This is a genomic window from Coleofasciculus sp. LEGE 07092 (assembly GCF_015207375.1).
Classification (GTDB): domain Bacteria; phylum Cyanobacteriota; class Cyanobacteriia; order Cyanobacteriales; family Coleofasciculaceae; genus LEGE-07092.
Map to the genome: position 1 here is coordinate 38,770 of NZ_JADEWY010000025.1, position 19,641 is coordinate 58,410.

The following is a 19,641-nucleotide window of genomic DNA, read 5'->3' on the forward strand; positions in this document are numbered from 1 at the left end:
GAAGTCCTTTACTCGCTTTCCAGCCAATCATCAGCAACGGCTCAGAATCATCCACTCTTACTACCAGAGCTAGCAGCTTTGGCTGATTCTGGTTTAACAGAATCTGACTTGGTGTAATAATTATCCTTAGTGTAGTAGAAGTAGCTATCAGGCTCATTTTTAACAATTACGCCATTCGCTATTAATCCTAATACATTCTGACTCGATCGCGTCAGAAAATCTTTTCCTGCCTTAGCACTTGCCGAATCAACCACCCCAGGTCGTACTACCAGTAAAATACCATCAGCCATGTTGCCCAATATCGGCGCATCCGCTACTCCTGCCAGGGGCGGCGTATCTACAATTACAGCATCATAGTCCTTCGAGAAGGTTTCCATGAGTGTCGCCATCCGCTTAGAGTCAAGAATAGCTACTGGATTAGGAGGAATGATTCCCGATGTTAGTACATCTAACCCAGGCATAACCTCCTGTACAGCTCTATTAAATTCCGTCTCACCCACCAGCAAGTTACTTAACCCTAAAGCATTGGTCAGATTCCAAAAATGGTGCTGAGAGGGATAGCGCATATCCGCATCCACTAGCAAAACTCGCCGTCCCACTTGAGCCATAGCGATCGCTAAATTCGCACAGACTTCCGACTTGCCTTCCTGAGGCACCGAACTTGTTACTACAATAGCTTTAATTTGTTTATCTGAACTGAGGAATTTCAGATTCGCTCGCAGCATTTGATACGCCTGAGCCATTGAGGAACGAGGTAAATCTCGAGTCACTAACCTCGGAAGAGTCGGTTCTGAGTCTCTAAACGGAAACCTGCGACTTCCCGACTTGCCAAAGGCAGGAATAACTCCCAGCAGAGTATATCCGAACAGTTCCTTCGCTTCTTTGACCGTTTTCACCGACGTGTCGATCAAGTCTAGCAAGAAGGCGGCAGCAATACCCAGTAAAAAACCCGCCACGCCACCCGCTGCGAGGATGAGTTTTTTCTTTGAGGCAGCAGGTTTTTTGGGAACCACAGCTTCGGAAATCACCCGCACATTCCCCACATTCTGATTCTCGACTAACCGAGCTTCTTCCAACTTTTGCAATAGCAGTTCGTAGGTCGATTGAGCTGCTGTTACCCGCCGTTCGAGTTCCTTTTGGCTCTCTTCCAGCCTCGGCAAGACAGTAGAGCGCTGTTTATATGCCGTCAGAGTCTTCCTTAGAACCCTTAGCTGCTGCTCCAAGCCCGAACGGTCTACCTCTGAAGATACAAACTTCTCAGCTAGGTCTTCCCTGATTTTTCCAATCTGTAAATTATCAGTGGGAACTTGCTGCTGGCTGCCAAGGGTTGGAGCAATCCGCTCTTCCAGGAGACTCTTGAGCCGTTCTTCTTGCTCCCGTAGATTCTTAATTGTAGGAGCTTCCTCTTGGAAGCGGCTGCGCTCAACCGCTAACTGAGTTTGAACTTTCTGCAGTTCTGTAAGCACCTGCTGCACTCCAGCAGACTGACTGAGAGAACTCAACGCTACGGCGGCTTCTGAATTGAGCCCAACCTGGTCCCGGAGGGCTTCCGACCTGGCAGCGCTATCGGCAAGTCGAGCTTGAGTTTGAGCAATGTTTTGTTCTAAGCTTGAAGCCACTTCTACAGTTTGTTGAGCTTCCTGCTGTAAATCTACTACCTTATTCTGTTCTTTGAACTGCCGTAGCTCTGCATCCGCTCGCGTGACGTTTTCTTTAACAAGGGGCAGTTGTTTGCTAATAAACTCCCGAGCGGCTGTTGCTTTCGCTCGATTAATGAGGATGTCGTTAGCGAGGTAAACGTCTATCAATTTGTTAACAACTGCCGCTGCCAACTCAGGATCTGTAGACTTATAGGAAATCTGCATGACATCAGTTCCAGGCAGAGGTTTGACGTCAAGACCCCCTAATATTTTCTCCGGTGGCAGTGGATTCCCTTCCTCATCTCGCAGGTTAAGAGCTGCCACAGTCTTTTCAGCAAGGGGGCGGGACTGAATCACTTCAGCTTCTGTCACAATTGGATCGCTTTTCTGGGCTAATTTATCAAACTCTCCTAGGTCATTCGTCAATCCCGTCAGCGAATCTGAGCGATCCATTTTAAATAGAAGTGTACCTCCTGCCTTATAGACAGGGACTTCCCGCGACACAACTAAGCCAGCCAGGACGACGCCAACACCAACTCCCCCCACTACAGCTAACCAGCGCCGCTTCAGGACGAGCCAATATTTTTGAAAATCTATCTCTTCTATATATTGTGATTGTGGAGACTCCATAAGCACTCATGAATTAGGTTCAGGACAACAGGCACTGTTTTGTAGATGGGTTAACCTTAGCCTCCGGCTCAGAATTCAGGTGCTTGATTGAGGCGAAAGGTAGAGCTTTTGTACCCGGGTTTTTGACTTAGCTGCGGTAACTTCAATTCCATAACACTCATTCTGCCGTTATTTCCATAGGTCTATTTGCAGAAGTTGAGATGCAATCTTATATACAGGCATACCCCTGCCTCTATTCTAGTCGCTGTCCTACATTATAGGAATCCCCACTCCAGAGGACGAATGAATCACTCAATAAGTTCCCATCTCGACAGATGGGGTATTCTGGGCGCTACACGATACGATAAATGTGCCATGTTTGAGTCTTAAAATTGGAGTTTCCCGATGCCTGATGCTTTACCAGAAACAATGCGTCTCAATAGGTTGCTGTTCTTGATTCTAGGGGGGTTAGCTGGGATGTTAGCGATCGCAGGCGGCTTTTTTCTGCCCCGACTCCTGGATGTCCTACTCGAGCGTTTTGCTTCTTCCTCAGTCAAAGACTTTTATCACAAGGTCATTGAACCTGACAAAAACTTATTATCACTGGTTATCGTTCTGACTATTTCTGATGTCATTCTCTTAGCTTATCCCAGACCGGAGTTCCTCAAGCTAATCGAACTTCCTATTAGTTTATCCTTAGCGATTACCATTAGTTTTCTGGGTTCTCAACTCTTTAAGCGTTTTTTTGATGCGTATCTATTGAACGCTACTCTTCAAGCGGGACGCAAGGTTAATAGTGAGCTGTTAATTCTGGCAAAACTAGTAGTCAATTTACTGATTATTGTTGTCACGGTCATTATCTTTGCTCAAACCCATCAAATCAATATTTTGGGATTAGTAGCCAGCTTGGGAATTGGAGGACTTTCCGTTGCCTTTGCTGCTCAAAAAACTTTAGAACAGCTATTGGGTGGAATTGTAATTTATATCGATCGCCCTTTTATTGTCGATGATTACATTGGTTTGCCCGATGGCACCTTCGGCAGAGTTGAATCCATTGGATTGCGGTCTACAAAAATTCGCACATCTGGTAAGGGAACTCTGATGATTGTCCCCAACAGCGAACTGACTCAAGTCAGTATTGAAAATTTTACTGGCGGTAAAAAAGTCATTTCCATTATTTCTTTAGTCTTTTACCGTGCTATCCCCGATCAAGAAAAATCCTTGATTCGCCAGGTTATAGTAGAAAGTACTATGGATATTTTCGGGATTGACGCCCGTAGTACAGAAGTAAGCTTTAAAGATATCATTCAAGATAGTACTGAACCCATCACCCAAGCTCAAATTAACTTTTTCATTCTGGGTTCAGGAGAATTTTCTATGGAATTGCGCCGTCAGGTGCTGGATATCGCTAAACAAAATATCACCAACCAACTAAAGGAATATGGCATAGCCTTTGATATTGCAGAACAAACTATTAATGTCGATTCGCCCATTACTGTTTAGCCGATGAATGCCTCAGATTTAAGCAACACAATCAGTAAAGCTTACCAATCCTTGTACTTTTCTAGTGTCCCCAACTATGTCCTATTCCTGATATTTGCTCTCTTATCTATCTTGATCGGACGATATACCCCCAGCCTTACCCGATTTATCATTCATCGATTTTCAATCCAGCAGGGAAAGACGATTTATGACAATTTGATTGATCCCATTCAAAAAGATTTTAAGGTTGCTGGCACCTTAATCTTACTTTCTTTTTCCCTAGCATGGCTAGAAGATTATCAAGGATTATATGAATTTCTGAGTCCCTTTATGACTTTAGCGGTTACAATAAGTGTTGCTTGGTTAGCATCCCGCTTATTCCGCCAATTTGTGCGAGTGTACGGGATTGACTTGATCCGGAGATTCGGTCGAGAAGTTGATGAATTGCTCCTTGTCTTTGAAACCATTGCCAATGTGATCATTGGATTTATTGCTGTTGTCACCTTTGCCCAAAGCCAGAACGTTAACTTAGTTGGATTACTAGCCAGTTTTGGAATTGGCGGTATTGCGATCGCCTTTGCCGCCCAACAAACATTGCAGCAGCTTTTAGGTACAATTGTTCTGTACCTAGACCGTCCCTTCATTCCCGGTGAGTATATTCGCCTGCCTGATGGTTCGTTTGGTCGGGTTGAATCCATTGGCTTGCGTTCAACCAAAATTCGCACAGCCGCTAAAAGTACCCTGCTGATTGTCCCCAATTCAAAAATGGCGGATTGGGAAATTGAAAACGTCACCCGTGGCAAAAAGGTGATGGTACTCCTCTACCTGGATTTTTATCAGGTACTTCAAGCACGGGAACAAGCTCTAGTCCAGCAAATCATTGTCGAAAGTACAGATTCCTTGTTTGGCATTGATCCGGGAAGTACCAATATTACTTTGATTAACTCACCTGAGGAAAAATCTACCCGCGCTCGAATCACATTTTTTATTCTCGGTTCGAGTGACAATTCAATTCAACTGCGCAAGCGGCTGCTGGAACTGGCAAACGACAAAATATCGAAGAAGCTAATGGGTTACGGGATCGCCTTTAAAATGAACGAACCAACCATCTATGTCGATTCGCCGATGACAATCTAAACAGCTCTTTAGTAAAGTAAAAGAAAGAAGGAACCGGAAAACTGCAACTTAGGTCGGTAAGTACTAGTAGAAGCCGACTTCACGTAAGCTGCAATTGCTGATTTTTTTTGTCTCGTATGTCTAGAAATTCCCTGCCAACTTGCCCCCCACGTTTACCGTCAGAGGCAAAATCTATTGACTCATACCCTTCCCAGAAGCGGAGGACTAAGCAGAGTTTCAGACGCCGCTTGCAATACTTTTACTGGCGCTTACTCCGCCTGCACGGAAAACCTGAAGTAATCGCACGGGGTTTAGCTTGTGGTGTATTCGCAGGACTGTTTCCTCTCTTTGGTATTCAAACCATTATTGGCGTCCTGCTAGCTATTCCCTTGCGGGGAAACAAAATTATGGCGGTTGCTGGAACTTGGGTCAGTAATCCCTTGACTTATGTGCCGATTTATGCCTTTAACTTCCATGTCGGTCGATTGCTGCTTAATAACAATACCTTAACAGATGTGAGTTTGCAATCCTGGCAGCAAGTCAAAGTGCTAGGTTCCGAAATTATTGGGACGCTGTTTGTCGGCTGCTTTACGGTAGGGTTAGTTTGTGCAGTTTGCAGTTACTTCCTAGGATTGTCTCTGATTCGTCGGTTTCGAGCGTCCTATCACTCGCGGCGTCGGCGGAGAAACTCTTATAAAAAGAACTTTTCAGAATAACCCTACATCTTTTCCCGCTGCCACCGTGAGCGCATCAGCCGAATTTCTTCATAGGAAAAAGTTTCTCCCAGGTGTTCCCGTAGGCTCTTGAGGGATTCAGCACCCACAACTTGAATCGCTTTTATGATTAATGTTTGGCGCTCTGGTGGCACGAGTCGGTTTAAATCGACGGGCTGATTCTTCTCGATAAGTTCGCTGAGATGAGAGACGACTGTACTAGGAGCCAAACTCCGTTTCTGGGCAATCTCCTCAACGCTCAACCCTTGCTGGTAAAATTGCAGCGTCACCATCTGAGTATTGGAAGGCAGGGGAACTGGCAGTTTTTGCTCCTGACAAAATTCCCGGATTTCAGAAACAAATCTCTCCCCATACTGAGTCAGTTTATGGGCACCCACTCCAGAAATTTCTCCAAAGGCTTCTAGGGTTTGGGGTTGTACCTGCGCCATCAGCTTTAAGCTAGAATCGGCAAACACGACATAAGGCGGAACCGATTGAGCATCTGCTATCTGTTTTCGCAACTTCCGCAGTCTCTCAAATAGCAGTTCCATTTCAGCCGCTCTGGGGTTAATATCCGCTAATGCCTTCGCCGCAGGTGTTTGAGTTACGGCAATAGAGACAGAACGCTGCTTACGCAGAACTTCCCAACTGAGTTTGTTTAGCTTCAGTACCCGATAGCCATCGGTTGTTTCGTCTACTAACCCCTGGTGCAAGAGCGATCGCCCTAGCATTTTCCAAGCGTCTATACTTTTATCTTTGCCAATCCCATAAGTCGATAGTAGATGATGCCCGTACTGCTCAATCTTCTTCTTTCTCGAACCCCGCAGCACATCAATAATATGAATCATCCCGAAGCGTTCCCGACACCGCGCCACGCAGGAGAGGAACTTTTGGGCTTCAATCGTCCAATCTTCAACAGGTTTGGGATGGCAGCAGTTATCGCAGGTGTCACAATTCCCCTTAAACTGTTCACCAAAATACCTGAGCTGAATCTTACGACGGCAATCTGTACCCTCAGCGTAGTCGATAACCTGACGCAACTGCTGACGGGCAACTCGCTGCTCTTTGGGGTCAGGTTTTTGCTCAATGAGATAATCAAGTCTGGGAATATCAGCCGCACTGTAGAGTAGTGTACAGGATGCGGGTTCCCCATCTCGTCCGGCTCGTCCCGATTCTTGATAGTAACCCTCTAAGTTGCGGGGTAAGTCGTAGTGGATGACAAAGCGGACATCGGGTTTGTTAATTCCCATACCAAAGGCAATCGTTGCTACCATTACCTGCACGTCATCCCGGATAAAGCGCTTTTGATTAATTGTCCTTACTTCGTCAGTTAATCCGGCATGGTAAGGTAGGGCAGAAATCCCATCTTTCTGGAGTCGGAAGGCAATTTCTTCGACGGTGCGGCGGCTGAGACAGTAGATAATACCAGAACCTTTATAGGATTGGACTTTTTTGATTAGCTGATTGTAGCTTTGACGCTCTTTACGCTGAACATCGTAGTAAAGGTTGGGGCGGTTAAAGCTGGCAACGTGAATTCCCGGTTGCCTGAGTATAAGTTGTTGGATAATATCTTGTTGCACTCGCTTCGTTGCTGTGGCGGTGAGGGCGAGGATAGGCACATCTGGATACCGTTGGCGCAGTTGTTTGATTTGTCGGTATTCTGGACGGAAGTCGTGTCCCCATTCAGAGACGCAGTGTGCTTCGTCAATGGCAAAGGCAGAAATGCCAATTTGCGATCGCACTTGCTCTAGAAACGGACTAAATCGTTCTGCCAGCAAGCGTTCTGGGGCAACGTAGAGCAGTTTAATCTTACCGTTGAGGATGGCCGTTTCCCGCGATCGCACCTCGTCCCGACTCAGGGTACTGTTGAGAAACGTTGCCCCAATGCCATTATCTTGTAAAGCATCCACTTGGTCTTGCATCAGCGCAATTAGGGGCGACACTACCACCGTTAAACCCGATTTGAGCAGCGCTGGCAGTTGGAAACACAGGGATTTACCGCCCCCAGTGGGCATAATAATCAGTAAATCCCGATTTTGCAGCGCTTCTTCGATAATCTGCCCCTGTCCTAGACGGAAGCTGTCGTAACCGAAGAAGTGCTTGAGTGCTTCCTCCAGGGAATGCAACTGAACCATAATGGATACTTTAGCGCTGATGACGGAATTATTTTAACAACCGTCAATGAGATGCCAACCGTCCAATTTTTTTCTACCGCACCCCATAATAATAATTAGAGAGTTTATGAAGTAACGTAACAATGCCGAAAGCAATCTGGAACGGTGCAGTTCTCGCTGAGAGCGACAAGTGCGAAGTCGTGGAAGGCAATCAATACTTTCCCCCCGACTCGCTCCACAAGGAGTATTTTAAGGAAAGCAGCGCCCATACCACCTGTCCTTGGAAAGGTGTTGCCAGCTACTACGATATTGAGGTAGATGGACAGGTTAACAAAGGTGCAGCGTGGTACTACCCTGAAGCTAAGGAGAAGGCAAAAAACATTGAGGGGTATATTGCCTTCTGGAGAGGCGTGAAAGTCGAAGCGTAGGTTTGTAGTAGAGACGTTGCCTGCAACGTCTCTACGGGATGTCCTTAGGCATTATGATTTATCGCAACAGCGCTAAGGAGTTCTTGACGGTAATCTTGATTGGCTTCAAATTCAGTTCTAGCAATAGCACTTGCAACGGAGCGCGTTGCATTTAATTCCTCACTCAGCAGGGTATTGAGGATATCTAACTGAGCATCAAGAATTGGTGGACGTTTTTCGTACCAAGATGCTATTGCTTCTGAAATTTTCTCTTCATCATCGGGAAGACTGGCAGCGAGCTGCTCTAGGCTAGCTCGATCTCGCGGTGAAAAGAGCGATCGCTTTTTATGCAGAACCTGAATAAAGGCTTTAATGTTTTGTTCGTGGAAAGACATGATTGAGTTCCTCAGGACTTTTGATTGTACCTGATACCAAGTCGCATTCATAATTATCCCGTAGCAGCCAAATCTGCTGAAGAAATTTCTCAATAATCACTAATGGCGGCGCTGGCGGCGAGCCGATTGCAATAATTTTATACGGTAAGGATCTGCATCTTTGCGCCAAATAACGCGATGACCTTGAAGTTCGGCGCAATGTTCCAGCAAGCATTGCTGCCAACCTTTGCGGGTGCCGATGGTTCGGGTATTATCCAGCAGTCCCCAGTTTTCTTCCTGGCGGGTGAGTTTGGCAAACTTTTCATAGAAGGGATAGTCTGGAGTGACAAAAGTTTCTTTACGGTGCAAAATTGGGGGATTTTCTGCGGTATCGTAGTCGCGGTAGGTAACTTGTAAGTCCCGCAGGTCGATTTGCATACTGGTGTGCAGTGCCGGATGGGGTTCGGTGTCGAAGGCAGGATAGAATAGATAAGAGATTTTCGGCTGCTTAGTGTGAAATTTAACTAAGGTTGCGCCCTCCATGTGACCAATCGTGCGACTAGCACACCCTTCATAAAGTCGCAGTTGGGGATTGAGGGCTTCAATGGCTGAGATGTGGACGTAGAGGGCGTTGGGGAGGCGTTTGCCGATGGAACTGTGCTGGCAGCAGTGGGCAATCACGCGGGTATCTCCCACACTCAACAGCATTAAGTCTGCCGCCGCACAAGCTTGCTGATAGCCGCCGAAAAGGGCTTTGATATCGTTTCGCACCGTTTCTCCCAGATAGCTGAATTTGGGGCGGTGGCTAAATTTAGTCAGTGCTAGGTAAACGAGAAGGTCTTGGCAGCGTTTTTCTGCGATCGCATCCCATTCCTCTTGGTTGGTAGCTTGTAGAATGACCTGAAAGGCGCGGCGCAGAGTGCCGAATTCTTCAAGGATTTCGGGGGTATTTGGCAGTTCGGTTTTGCTAGGGAGGCGTCCGCGTTCGGTTACGAATGTTATTAAAGGAGCGAGGAGTTCTTGGTAGTCCTCAAACCGCTTGATGCTGAGGCGGATTCTGGGAGTAGTTGTGCGAGAACGGAAGCGGGATGCTCGGAAGCTTTCAGCTTGGGTTTCGTCGCGGAAGACAAAGTAAATTCCCAAGTCAACGGGAATGGCATCGACGCTTAGAACTTGGTCAATATAAGCTTTGAGTTCTTCTTGTTCGTAATATTTCTGAAAGGTATTGCGGCGGGTAACGATGCCGTCTCCATAGGCAATTTGACCGGAAGCGCGATCGTCAATTAAAACTTGGGCGGCAACAATTAGAACATTCTGAGTTAGTTCCCAGGCTTTGAGCAACGCTTCTCGACGTTCAGCTTGGTCTTCAATAACGTTAATGACGTAACCCAAGTTGACAACATCGGCAGGTATTCGGGAATTGTCGGGCTGGTAGTGTGGGTCCCAACCTGTACTGCTATAACCCTGTTTGCCAAGGCGCTGGATATCGCCACCATGACCACAACCGTAATCGAAGAATGTGGTATCTTTAGTTAGGGTAGCGCTTTCTATTGCCAATCGCACTGGCTTGGAAAGGTCAGTACGGACAATAGCGGCTCTGTGACGCTCGATTTCAGGGGCTTCTGGGACTGGAGCAACCATAACTGAATCAAGAGCATTTTAATTACTATACCTGTCAACGAGAATTCAGCGCTATAGGAATAGTTAGGACAGGACTTACCGATACATTTCTTATCAAGCGATCGCACTCTAGATTGATTGCCGCTAGCGTGTCTGTGTTTGTGTAGCCGCAACTTTCATTGGTTAGGGGTAAAAGCTGCTACGCTAACCTGAAAATATCAACGCCCAAGTCGGGGGAGTCGTGCGATGTCAGCCGAAGCAATTGGAGAAACAATCTCAACTAGCACTGTTGCGGACTGGAAACCGCCCATGCCGCCGACGGACTTAATTTTTGACGATGGTGAACCGTTGGAAACAAACCGCCACCGCATTGCCATGAATGCCTTGATTCAGTCGGTCAATCAAGCCTACCTCGACCGTAATGACTTCTTTGCTGGGGGCAATATGTTTATCTACTACAGCAGCGCCCAAGCCAGGAACCGAGACTTTCGAGGACCCGATTTCTTTGTGGTTTTAGATATCGATGGCAGTTACCCCCGGCAAGGTTGGGTTGTGTGGGAAGAAGCCGGTCGCTACCCAGATGTCATTGTGGAATTGATGTCAGAAAGTACTGCTACTGTAGATATCACAACAAAGAAAGATCTCTACGAGCGCACATTCAGAACTCCAAACTATTTTGTCTACAACCCTTTTGACCCCAACTCCTTACAAGGCTGGCATTTAGACTTGGATGAAGGCTATCAAGATCTTACTCCCAACGAGCAAGGCTGGCTGTGGTGCCAGCAGTTAGGTTTATGGTTAGGAACTTGGCAGGGAACGATAGACCGAGAAGAAGCCGTCTGGCTGCGCTTTTATGATAATCAGGGCAATTTAATACCTTTACCAGAGGAAGCTGCACAAGAACAAGGTTTACAACAAGGTTTACAACAAGGCTTACAACAAGGCTTACAACAAGGTGCTTTGCAGCAATTGCTACGTTTACTCACAGTTCGCTTTGGAGAAGTACCGCAGGAGGTAGAAACTGACTTAGAGGGATTTGATGTCACTCACTTACAAGATTTAGTGGAGGTGGCACTAGCGGTAGAGTCGTTAGAGCAGTTTGTGAGCAGTTCCTTGCCGCAATGAATGCTTAGAATCGATAATTGCGAATCAGGGCTTCTGAACCTTCACCCACTTGCGCCCAAAGACTGATTGGCACGGCGTTACCCTCAGAATCTACCTTGATTTCCACAACGACTGGGGGTAACTGTTGGGGTTGGCTTGGCTCCGTTTTCTGGGCTGCACGCAAATTATCGTCAACTTGTTCCCATTGGTCTGCTGGTATAGAGTAAGTTTCCAATCCGTACTCGATAATACCTCCTTGGGCAAGACTTTTGAGAGCAATGCGATCGCTAGAAAGTTGAGAAGGAGGTTCGGCACTGAGGGCAACAGGTTTCCACGCGGGTGGCAAGCCGGAGGAGTTGGGTGAAGTTGGTGCCGCCAAAATTACATAAAAGTGAGTCCCTGATTTGATAAAAGTTACTTCGTTGCCGTAGGGTTGTTGCTTGGGCAATTGCTCCCAGCCTGGAAGACTTCGTAGATTGTCTTGACTGGAAATGTCATATCTTATGGTTTGGGAGTAGTCCCGCAAGAGTTGGTAAGAGTCTATCGGTGCTGTTTGAAGAATGATACTCTTGCCCGTAACTTGAGTGTAAATAGCTTGAGCTGGGACGACAAGAATCAAAGCAGTTTGGAACAAAATAGGTATCCAAAATCGCTGCAAGAGTATGGGATTGGTAAGGTTAAAATTAGCACTCATGTTAGTTTAAAATCCACAATTCAGACTTCTTTGGTTCGGAGGTAGCGCTCAAACCAGAGTCCAGCCCCAATAACGCCCAATCCACACACCAGTAAGACAATAGATTTGAACAATAACTCGGTATTGTACTCTAACATCCGGCTTAAAATTTGCAAATTTAACAGTACAATACCCCCCCAAAATAAACGTCGTTGAGTTCGAGCTAATCCTTTGCGGATCAGACCAATTGCTAATATGAATAAAAGGATGTTAAAGCTTAATAAAGCAACTATTTCCAGTCTAGTCGTAGCCAGATGCCAATAGATTACGACTGCACTGGTGGCAATCATAACAGCTATGATGCTGGTAGTTAAATTTAAGTGACGCAACAAGTGTAGCCATTTCCAAATTGTTAATCCTCCCAACATTAAGATATTTACTAGGAGATGAGAGGATAGGTCAAAAGAGTCCCTGGCTGATGGTACAAATGAGCTGTTCCAGATGCTGTAGAATGATAATAAAAAAAATAAAAGGCTCAGAAAAATAACAGCCAAAGTGCGGGCTATGCTAGTGAAGGACTTAGCAGTTGATGGATCTTTTACCCAGAGAGAATCACTGTATCCCCATAACAAGGCTGGGGGTAAGCCACAGGCAACCGCAGCAACCCAAGGTGGCGCAAGTAAGAGGTTGATATTGAGCAAGTTTGCTTCTAACGAGTAAATCACTGCGATCGCACCAATGCCAAAAATCCACCGGGAACGGCACCAGTAAGCAAGGGGAATAAACATCACACCTGCCAAAATGGGCATATACAGCACCATTAACCGCAGCCAAGACCATTCTCCCAGCAGCAAATAATCGGGTTGTACCTGTCCTCGCAAATACCCTATACCAATCAAGAGGGCAGAAAGTATTCCCAACGTCGTTAACCGCAAGCTATACGCCATAGCTAAGACACCCACTCCCCACACCAGATACAACTGGTAAATTGGTCCGCTTTTGTGAAACATTTGCGCCATCAACGCCATGTTTACCCCTAACATCAACGCCCCTACCAGTAGCAATCCCTGCCCCAAGCGGCGCTGCCATCCCTTAGCTGGGTATTTCCATAGGTAAAAGCCGGCGGTGTTGAAGCCAACAAACATCGTCAGCAACAACGTCACCCTCAACTCCCGCGACCAAACGTGCCAGTTGGCGACTACAAAGGTAATAATTCCCAAACCTAAGAAGATACTGCCCAACACCAGTAAGATGGCGATAAATCGATTGCGGGCAGCGCGTTGCAGTTCGCTGAATTGATAGCGCTGGGCTAATTGTTCGTATGCATCAGCATCGATTAATCCCTCAGCGTGCCATTGTTCTGCTTCTTGGCGCAACTGGCGACGAAATTTCTCGGAAAGCATAATAGCGTTGGCAGTGGTGCTCCCTACTCCTCTTAAATAGCACTTGTGGCACAGGTATGATAGCGAGCGCCTGGGTGGACTCTACTACTATTCTGACGGGAATGCATTAACCCCTATTCCGCCCCCTGAAGTGTCACAGTCCCTATAGTGCAAGAATGCGATCGCATTTCGCATTCTTCCTAAACAATAGGGATGCACGCCGTAGCCCAAACCACACCTCAGGAAATCGTGCAATCTCATCTGTTAGAATTGAATCTGGCAGCCGGATAAATAAAAACGACTCGTGCGGATAGACTTCCTCTATCCTCCAGATTCGACACCGCCGCAGGTGTTGACTATCAACACTTCAGAATAGGACTGCCCACAGATAGAAATCCTGACCGCTAGCGATCGCTAATATTGATATTGGCAAATCGCCAATTCGTTTCCAATTCCAGAGCGGTTGAGAATTCCATTGAATCTGTGTTATAAATAAAGTCTTTGAGATCTTATCGGGTGGAGTAAATCGAGTAGAATGAAACAAGTGGGAACTCATCTGGTCGTTGACGCATGGGAAGCGCCTGAAGACCTTCTGAATGACCCTGAGGGAATTCGCCGCGCTTTGATTGATGCGATTTCCGCTGGAGAAGCAACCCTCATAGATTTATGTGTACACCAGTTTAGTCCCCATGGAGTGACGGCAACGGCGACGCTGGCAGAGTCTCACATTGCTATCCATACTTGGCCCGAACACGGGTATTTTGCAGCCGATTTGTTCTTCTGCGGTAGCGGTAAACCGAAAGAGGCAATGAAGCTTTTACAAACAGCGCTGAAAGCCAAGCAGGTGAGAATGCGAGAAATCCCCCGTGGCTTTGAAAGAACGGTTGAAATTCCGGAACTAATGGAAGGAGCCGTTTATCAGGCGGTTGGATAAGGCTTTTTTTGATAACTGAGAGGATTTATCAATGAAGGGCAAGGTCAAAAAACCTTGCTCTTTTTGGTGAGAAGCTCCTAAATTGGTAATCAGAACAGGTGTGCTAATTTAGCCATTGCCGAGCATACAGAGTCACCCCGGAGGAAATGAGCGTGTTAGAGACACTATTGGTTTTTGTCTTAGGTTTGACACCACCGGTGGTTTCTATATGGGTGATGCAAAAAGCCAAGGAACGGGCGCAAGCAAGGCTGAGAGATTCGATGCAAATGCCAATAGTTAGAGTTTTGCAAAGAAATCAGTTGCCTCCAGACCAGTATTATGTTGAAGGAGTTGGCTATTTAGTCGGCGATATTACCTGTCGATTTAATGCCCGTTCCGCTTACATCCGCTGTGCTGTGAATCCGTCGGGTCCTTGTGAGAACTGCCGATATTACGAACCGAGGGAATCTTGAGCGATTCAAAGGTCAAAATTAGACTTCCGAAAGACCTTTTTAGCATTGAGACAGAACTTTTAAGCCTAAAAATAAAGCTGTAACTGTCCCACAGACGCAAATTTCACCCGTTGAGATTTTTGCTAAAGTCTCTTCTTCTGAAAGCAGTACGATTTCAACATCTTCTGTAAGATCTAACTGTTGCTTGCCAGAGGGGTGGGCATTCTCTGCAAGGATTAAATTAATCGTGTTCGTATCTTTTACAGGATTATCATATAACCTTGCCAGAGGAATCATCTGCTCAGCAACATAGCCAGTTTCCTCTTCTAATTCTCGACGCGCTGCGCTCAGACTATCTTCAAGTTGCGGATCAAACGAACCCCCTGGCAGTTCTAATAAAATTTCACCAACCCCATGACGATATTGACGCACGAAAACAATTTCTCGCTCTGGAGTGACGGCAAGGATTAAAACGATATCGGGTCTGACATTGACAAAATAGTCATCAATCAGAATACCACTCGGTAACTCCACTTTATCTTGTCTGACTCTACACCATTGATTGTCAAAGACAAGCTGTGAGCTAAGGGTTTTCCAGGGTTGGATAGAACTCATGAGTCAGTTGGGGAACGAAGTCTGTAGAAACACCCAATTTACTATAAGATTTTCATTTTAGATGTAAAATTAAATCCCTGATTCAGATGAGTTAGGGTCTTTTTTTGAAATAGATTTAGAAGATATTTAATGAAGTTATAAAAACCTAGTATAATTTAACAAAATTATAAGTATTTGTAAAACAGTACCGTCAAAATTCATCAAAAATTATGCGCATTAGTGTTGAAACCTTTACGGTACACAAGCGATTCCCATTAACCATAAGTCGCGGCACAACCTCCCAAAGCACTAATATCTGGTTGCAAATCGAACATGAAGGTATTCAGGGTTGGGGAGAAGCCTCTCCTTTTGCGATCGCAGTCCAGGGGGAATCAGCCGCCAAGCAAGACGCCTTAACGCTCATCAGTAGTGAAGTTCGGCAAAGTACTGAAATGTTATGGGAGGCGATAGAAGTTGTTATGCCAATGCTAGAGCGATTTACTCCTTGGGAACGGCAGAAAATTGAGCGGATATTGGCAGATGCCGAAATACCGTCAGCAGTTTGGGCATCGATTGATGTGGCATTGCATGACTGGTTGGGACGGCGGGTGGGACTTCCCCTGTGGCGTTTGTGGGGGTTGAACCGCCGCCGGATTGTACCTATTTCTGTCACCATTGGCATTAATTCCCCAGAAGGGGCGAGGCAGCGAGTGCGGGACTGGCTACCGTTTACAGGGGGGGGTGTGCTGAAAATTAAACTGGGTTCTCCAGAGGGGATTGCTGCGGATCAAGAAATGCTGTTAGCAGTTCGAGAAGAAGCACCCGAAGCGCAACTGAGCATTGATGCTAATGGGGGTTGGAGTTTGGAAGAAGCGGTGAAGATGTGTGATTGGCTTGCCAGTCAAGGGGTAAAGTATGTAGAACAGCCTATTGCAGCAGGGCAAGAGGATGATTTACCGTTGCTGTACGAGCGATCGCCTTTACCTATTTTCGTCGATGAAAGCTGCTTCACCAGCCGCGATATCTTTTCCTTGGCAGACCGCGTTCATGGTATTAACATCAAACTCATGAAATCAGGAGGTCTATCAGAGGCGATGCGGATGGTACACACGGCTAGAGCTTGTGGGTTGCAGGTGATGTTCGGTTGCTATTCCGATAGCACCTTAGCGAATACAGCCGCGTCACAACTCTCACCGTTAGCTGATTACTTGGATTTAGACAGCCACCTGAACTTGGCAGACGACCCCTTTACTGGGGCAACGGTGCAAGATGGGCGTTTAATCCCGAACAATTTACCAGGACTGGGGGTGCAGTGCCGTGCGTCTCACTGATAACCAGCGCGTTGCTATTTTACTCCATGAAGGAATTCGCGGCTCCCACGGGAAAACGGGGCTGACGCTTTTACGATATGGGGAAGCAACGATTGTGGCGGTGATTGACCAGCAGTGTGCTGGGGAATCCTTATCTGAATTAACGGGAATTCCCTGCAATGCCCCGATTGTGGATTCGGTAGCGTCAGCGTTAACTTATCAACCGGATGTTCTGGCAATTGGAATTGCTCCATCTGGAGGGGTATTACCGGATGCCTGGTGGCAGGAGGTGAAACAGGGGGTAGCGGCTGGGCTTTCAGTGTTCAATGGTTTGCATACCCCGATGGCATCTGACCCGGAATTGCGATCGCTCCTCAAATCGGGTCAGCATATTTGGGATATCCGTCAGGAACCATCGGGATTGGGAATTATAGGCAGCGGTCAAGGGCGATCGCTCTCTTGTAAACGCATCTTAACCGTTGGTACGGATATGAGTGTGGGTAAGATGTCTGCCAGTATCGAGTTGCATCGTGCTGCTTGCCGCAGGGGAATCCGCTCAAAGTTCCTAGCCACAGGTCAAGCGGGTTTAATGATTGCTGGAGATGGTATTCCCTTAGATGCGATTCGGGTAGATTTTGCGGCGGGTGCTGTAGAGCAGATGGTCATGGGTTTTGGTAACGACCATGACTTATTAATTGTAGAAGGACAGGGTTCCTTACTGCATCCGGGTTCAACGGCAACCCTACCCCTGATTCGAGGAACTCAGCCAACAGGTTTGGTGTTGATACATCGCGCCGGACAGAAGCACATCCGCAATTATGACTATGTACCGATTCCGCCGTTGCCTGATGTGATTCGACTTTATGAAATGGTAGCCAGTGCTGGGGGAGCGTTTGCATCGGTGCAGGTAGTCGCTATTGCCCTGAATACGGGACATCTAGATGATGGGGCAGCACGGCAAGCGATCGAGCAAGTCAAGGCAGAAACGGGGTTGCCTTGTACTGATGCAGTTCGGTTTGGGGCAGATTTGCTGGTGGATGCGGTGATGGGGGAGAGAAAGGTGGGAAACAATCCAAATGGGATGCTCACATGAATAAAGAGCATCCTGCTTGATTTTTTGCTAGGCGATCGCATTTTGGAAATGCCCTGAATCGGCGTTCCATACCTCAAGCAAAACAGCCCTGCCTCCCAATGCAAGACAGAGCTGTTGCGAACTCATTGAGTTTGCGATTTGCTGAGGCTGTTATATTACATTTTCTGTTCCTGTTTGCGCTTCAGTAGAGAACTGACACTGAAAGCACCAAAGGCTAGTAAACCTAATGTAGAAGCAGGTTCGGGAACGGAAGCTGGCTTAAAGAGAATTGACTGCTGGTTCCGAATGGTTGGAGAATTGAAAGACCACTGTACATTTTTACCATTCAAATGACCATTAACGTCACGAATTCCCACTGTCGCACTGTTACCAAAAGCTCTGAAATCTCCAGAGTTAACGTCCAGATAGGAAAATAAAATATTATTGCTCCCTTCAAACAGAACTGACTGGAAAGTGACGGGGCTTGGTGAATCAGAAAATCCCTCGGCAAAATTCCACTGCGTGATAAAGCGTCGGTTACCCTCCGTACCCATCGTTGTGTAGAAGTAGCTTGCGTCCGTACCTGGTGAGAAGAACTGCCAGTCATCCCATAAAACGGCGATACTCGGAAGATTGTTGAAAGGAGCGGTTGTGGTTAGGTTGACATTACTGAATTGACTGTTGGAGCCTCCGAACGTCATCAGTCCGTTCGGACTCCACGAAACGCTATTGTAATCATTGCCGTAGAAGTTGAAGGTGAAGCCCAAATCCGCCGAGGTGGTGGTGTCGTCAGCACCTGCCAGTACGCGGGTTCCCATATCTGAAATGTCATCGAAGATGAACGGAACCTCCATAGCCGTGTAATTGGATACAGGTACGTCGGTAAAGGTTTCCAATGACAGTGTATAGGAACCAGATTGGAAGTGGTTACCTGTGAGACCAAAATCAGCGAAGCCAGTTACTCCCAAATTCAAATTGCCACTTGCTGGTACTGTTCCAGTAAGTAGGGAGAGAAGTCCAGATCCACCGTCATCGTCTGTTTCTAGAATATTCCCAAAGTCATCTAGAAATCCCAGGATTGAATCAAATGACCCGGAAGTTATTTCTGCGGTAAATAGACTTCCGGCATTAAGACCTGAGAGGGTGAAAAAGTCAACATCACCGCTGTTTAGAAAACCCTCTACACTATTGGTATCAGAGGGGAGAAATTGTCTGCTAAAAAAAGGGTCATTAGGTTCAACCTCAGATACTGCAAAAGCTGGTTGAACTACAGCAACACCGAGAGAAAGTGAGCAAGCCGTACCAAGCGCCAAAGCCGAAATTACTCTCATAGATGTTTCCCTGACAAAGTAAATTTTCAAAAAAAGATACTCCGAGATGCGATCGCAAAAATTATCGACTCAACCGAAGCTACAAAGTCTGTAGATATTCCTGAGTTCGTTAACCTTGCGATCGTTTTCAGAGTTATCTACAAAAACAGAGTGACATTTTCCTGAGTAAATTACTAGCCCTTCTCAGTCATCTTTATCGAAAAAATATAGTATTTCGATTTTTATACTTGAGATAATTTTTATTCAGTTAAATGAGAATCACCAACAAGTAACCCTTTGGGATAAATCCCCACTAAGGTCTGAGGATTATGCATTTTCAAACCAAAAGACTCTGCTAATCAGTATGAAAGCTTGTTACAAATCCACAAAAAAGCTAGTGTAACTTCGTATACTGAAATAGTAATATTTACTTTTTGAAGTCAAAAATCCTTCTAATTGCTAAGAATTACCTCTGTAAGTTCACAGTCTTCAATGTTCACACCTCTAAACCACAATTGAAGATAAAAAAATGTATTAAAAATTACTAAAGATAGTGTAAAGTTACGATAAAGCTTCCGTATTCCTTAGCAGGAGTTTTTACTTAAAGATATGAAAATACATTCTTTGAACCCACATTCCGCACTTCAAAATGTAGTATAACTGAAGTATGAAGGGCGCTCGCTAAAACGAGGTATTGGCTGAGTAAAAATACTTAGTTAATTAACGGAGCCAAGATTTGACTCAATGAATCAACAG

18 protein-coding genes are annotated in these 19,641 nt (G+C 46.1%); 10 read left to right on the plus strand and 8 right to left on the minus strand.

Going from position 1 to position 19,641, the window contains the following annotated elements:
• Positions 1–47 precede the first annotated feature (47 nt).
• Positions 48–2,270: a GumC family protein gene (locus tag IQ257_RS08555; protein ID WP_193872970.1), complete on the minus strand. Its 2,223-nt coding sequence runs from the start codon at positions 2,268–2,270 to the stop codon at positions 48–50.
• Between the two features lie 384 nt (positions 2,271–2,654).
• On the opposite strand from IQ257_RS08555, the gene IQ257_RS08560 reads away from it, so the two are divergent.
• From IQ257_RS08560 to IQ257_RS08570, 3 genes are all read left to right on the plus strand, one after another.
• Complete coding sequence (locus IQ257_RS08560) at positions 2,655–3,752, plus strand: mechanosensitive ion channel family protein (RefSeq protein ID WP_193872971.1); 1,098 nt, start codon at positions 2,655–2,657, stop codon at positions 3,750–3,752.
• Positions 3,753–3,755: 3 nt separating this feature from the next.
• Positions 3,756–4,868 carry a mechanosensitive ion channel family protein gene (locus tag IQ257_RS08565; protein ID WP_193872972.1) on the plus strand — a complete coding sequence of 371 codons (1,113 nt, stop codon included), beginning with the start codon at positions 3,756–3,758 and terminating at the stop codon, positions 4,866–4,868.
• 227 nt (positions 4,869–5,095) lie between these two features.
• The gene (locus IQ257_RS08570; RefSeq protein ID WP_228060538.1) at positions 5,096–5,563 is read left to right on the plus strand and encodes a DUF2062 domain-containing protein; all 468 of its coding nucleotides are present in this window, start codon (positions 5,096–5,098) and stop codon (positions 5,561–5,563) included.
• 2 nt (positions 5,564–5,565) lie between these two features.
• Here the strand turns inward: IQ257_RS08570 and recQ are convergent, their stop codons facing one another.
• Entirely contained in the window at positions 5,566–7,695 is a 2,130-nt protein-coding gene (gene recQ, locus IQ257_RS08575) for a DNA helicase RecQ (protein WP_193872974.1), read from the minus strand.
• 122 nt (positions 7,696–7,817) lie between these two features.
• Between recQ and IQ257_RS08580 the strand changes: the two genes are divergently transcribed.
• Positions 7,818–8,102, plus strand: a complete 285-nt coding sequence (locus IQ257_RS08580; RefSeq protein WP_193872975.1) for a DUF427 domain-containing protein — start codon at positions 7,818–7,820, stop codon at positions 8,100–8,102.
• A 44-nt stretch (positions 8,103–8,146) separates the two neighbouring features.
• On the opposite strand, the gene IQ257_RS08585 is transcribed toward IQ257_RS08580, so the two are convergent.
• Positions 8,147–8,476 (minus strand): hypothetical protein, encoded by a 330-nt coding sequence (locus IQ257_RS08585; protein WP_193872976.1) that lies wholly within the window; start codon positions 8,474–8,476, stop codon positions 8,147–8,149.
• Positions 8,477–8,575: 99 nt separating this feature from the next.
• Positions 8,576–10,096, minus strand: a complete 1,521-nt coding sequence (locus tag IQ257_RS08590; RefSeq protein ID WP_193872977.1) for a DNA phosphorothioation-associated putative methyltransferase — start codon at positions 10,094–10,096, stop codon at positions 8,576–8,578.
• Between the two features lie 225 nt (positions 10,097–10,321).
• Here IQ257_RS08590 and IQ257_RS08595 point away from each other — a divergent pair, with 225 nt between their 5' ends.
• On the plus strand, positions 10,322–11,200 hold the full coding sequence (locus IQ257_RS08595; RefSeq protein ID WP_193872978.1) for a Uma2 family endonuclease: 879 nt from the start codon (positions 10,322–10,324) through the stop codon (positions 11,198–11,200).
• A 4-nt stretch (positions 11,201–11,204) separates the two neighbouring features.
• Here the strand turns inward: IQ257_RS08595 and IQ257_RS08600 are convergent, their stop codons facing one another.
• Both IQ257_RS08600 and IQ257_RS08605 read right to left on the minus strand, forming a co-directional pair.
• Positions 11,205–11,873 carry a GDYXXLXY domain-containing protein gene (locus IQ257_RS08600; RefSeq protein WP_193872979.1) on the minus strand — a complete coding sequence of 223 codons (669 nt, stop codon included), beginning with the start codon at positions 11,871–11,873 and terminating at the stop codon, positions 11,205–11,207.
• A gap of 20 nt (positions 11,874–11,893) precedes the next feature.
• On the minus strand, positions 11,894–13,255 hold the full coding sequence (locus IQ257_RS08605; protein WP_193872980.1) for a DUF2157 domain-containing protein: 1,362 nt from the start codon (positions 13,253–13,255) through the stop codon (positions 11,894–11,896).
• A gap of 283 nt (positions 13,256–13,538) precedes the next feature.
• Between IQ257_RS08605 and IQ257_RS31440 the strand changes: the two genes are divergently transcribed.
• The 3 genes from IQ257_RS31440 to IQ257_RS08620 all read left to right on the plus strand — a co-directional run bounded on the left by IQ257_RS31440 (position 13,539) and on the right by IQ257_RS08620 (position 14,620).
• Positions 13,539–13,610: a DUF3370 family protein gene (locus tag IQ257_RS31440; protein WP_369076422.1), complete on the plus strand. Its 72-nt coding sequence runs from the start codon at positions 13,539–13,541 to the stop codon at positions 13,608–13,610.
• Between the two features lie 159 nt (positions 13,611–13,769).
• Positions 13,770–14,168: an adenosylmethionine decarboxylase gene (speD, locus tag IQ257_RS08615; protein ID WP_193872981.1), complete on the plus strand. Its 399-nt coding sequence runs from the start codon at positions 13,770–13,772 to the stop codon at positions 14,166–14,168.
• Positions 14,169–14,320: 152 nt separating this feature from the next.
• Complete coding sequence (locus tag IQ257_RS08620; RefSeq protein ID WP_193872982.1) at positions 14,321–14,620, plus strand: DUF6464 family protein; 300 nt, start codon at positions 14,321–14,323, stop codon at positions 14,618–14,620.
• A gap of 39 nt (positions 14,621–14,659) precedes the next feature.
• Here IQ257_RS08620 and IQ257_RS08625 read toward each other — a convergent pair whose 3' ends face one another.
• Positions 14,660–15,214 carry an NUDIX hydrolase gene (locus tag IQ257_RS08625; RefSeq protein WP_193872983.1) on the minus strand — a complete coding sequence of 185 codons (555 nt, stop codon included), beginning with the start codon at positions 15,212–15,214 and terminating at the stop codon, positions 14,660–14,662.
• A 209-nt stretch (positions 15,215–15,423) separates the two neighbouring features.
• On the opposite strand from IQ257_RS08625, the gene IQ257_RS08630 reads away from it, so the two are divergent.
• On the plus strand, positions 15,424–16,524 hold the full coding sequence (locus tag IQ257_RS08630; RefSeq protein ID WP_193872984.1) for a dipeptide epimerase: 1,101 nt from the start codon (positions 15,424–15,426) through the stop codon (positions 16,522–16,524).
• Entirely contained in the window at positions 16,511–17,596 is a 1,086-nt protein-coding gene (locus IQ257_RS08635) for a DUF1611 domain-containing protein (RefSeq protein ID WP_193872985.1), read from the plus strand. Before IQ257_RS08630 ends, IQ257_RS08635 begins: the two co-directional genes overlap by 14 nt.
• Before the next feature lie 155 nt (positions 17,597–17,751).
• On the opposite strand, the gene IQ257_RS08640 is transcribed toward IQ257_RS08635, so the two are convergent.
• Complete coding sequence (locus IQ257_RS08640; protein ID WP_193872986.1) at positions 17,752–18,906, minus strand: PEP-CTERM sorting domain-containing protein; 1,155 nt, start codon at positions 18,904–18,906, stop codon at positions 17,752–17,754.
• Positions 18,907–19,641: the final 735 nt, after the last annotated feature.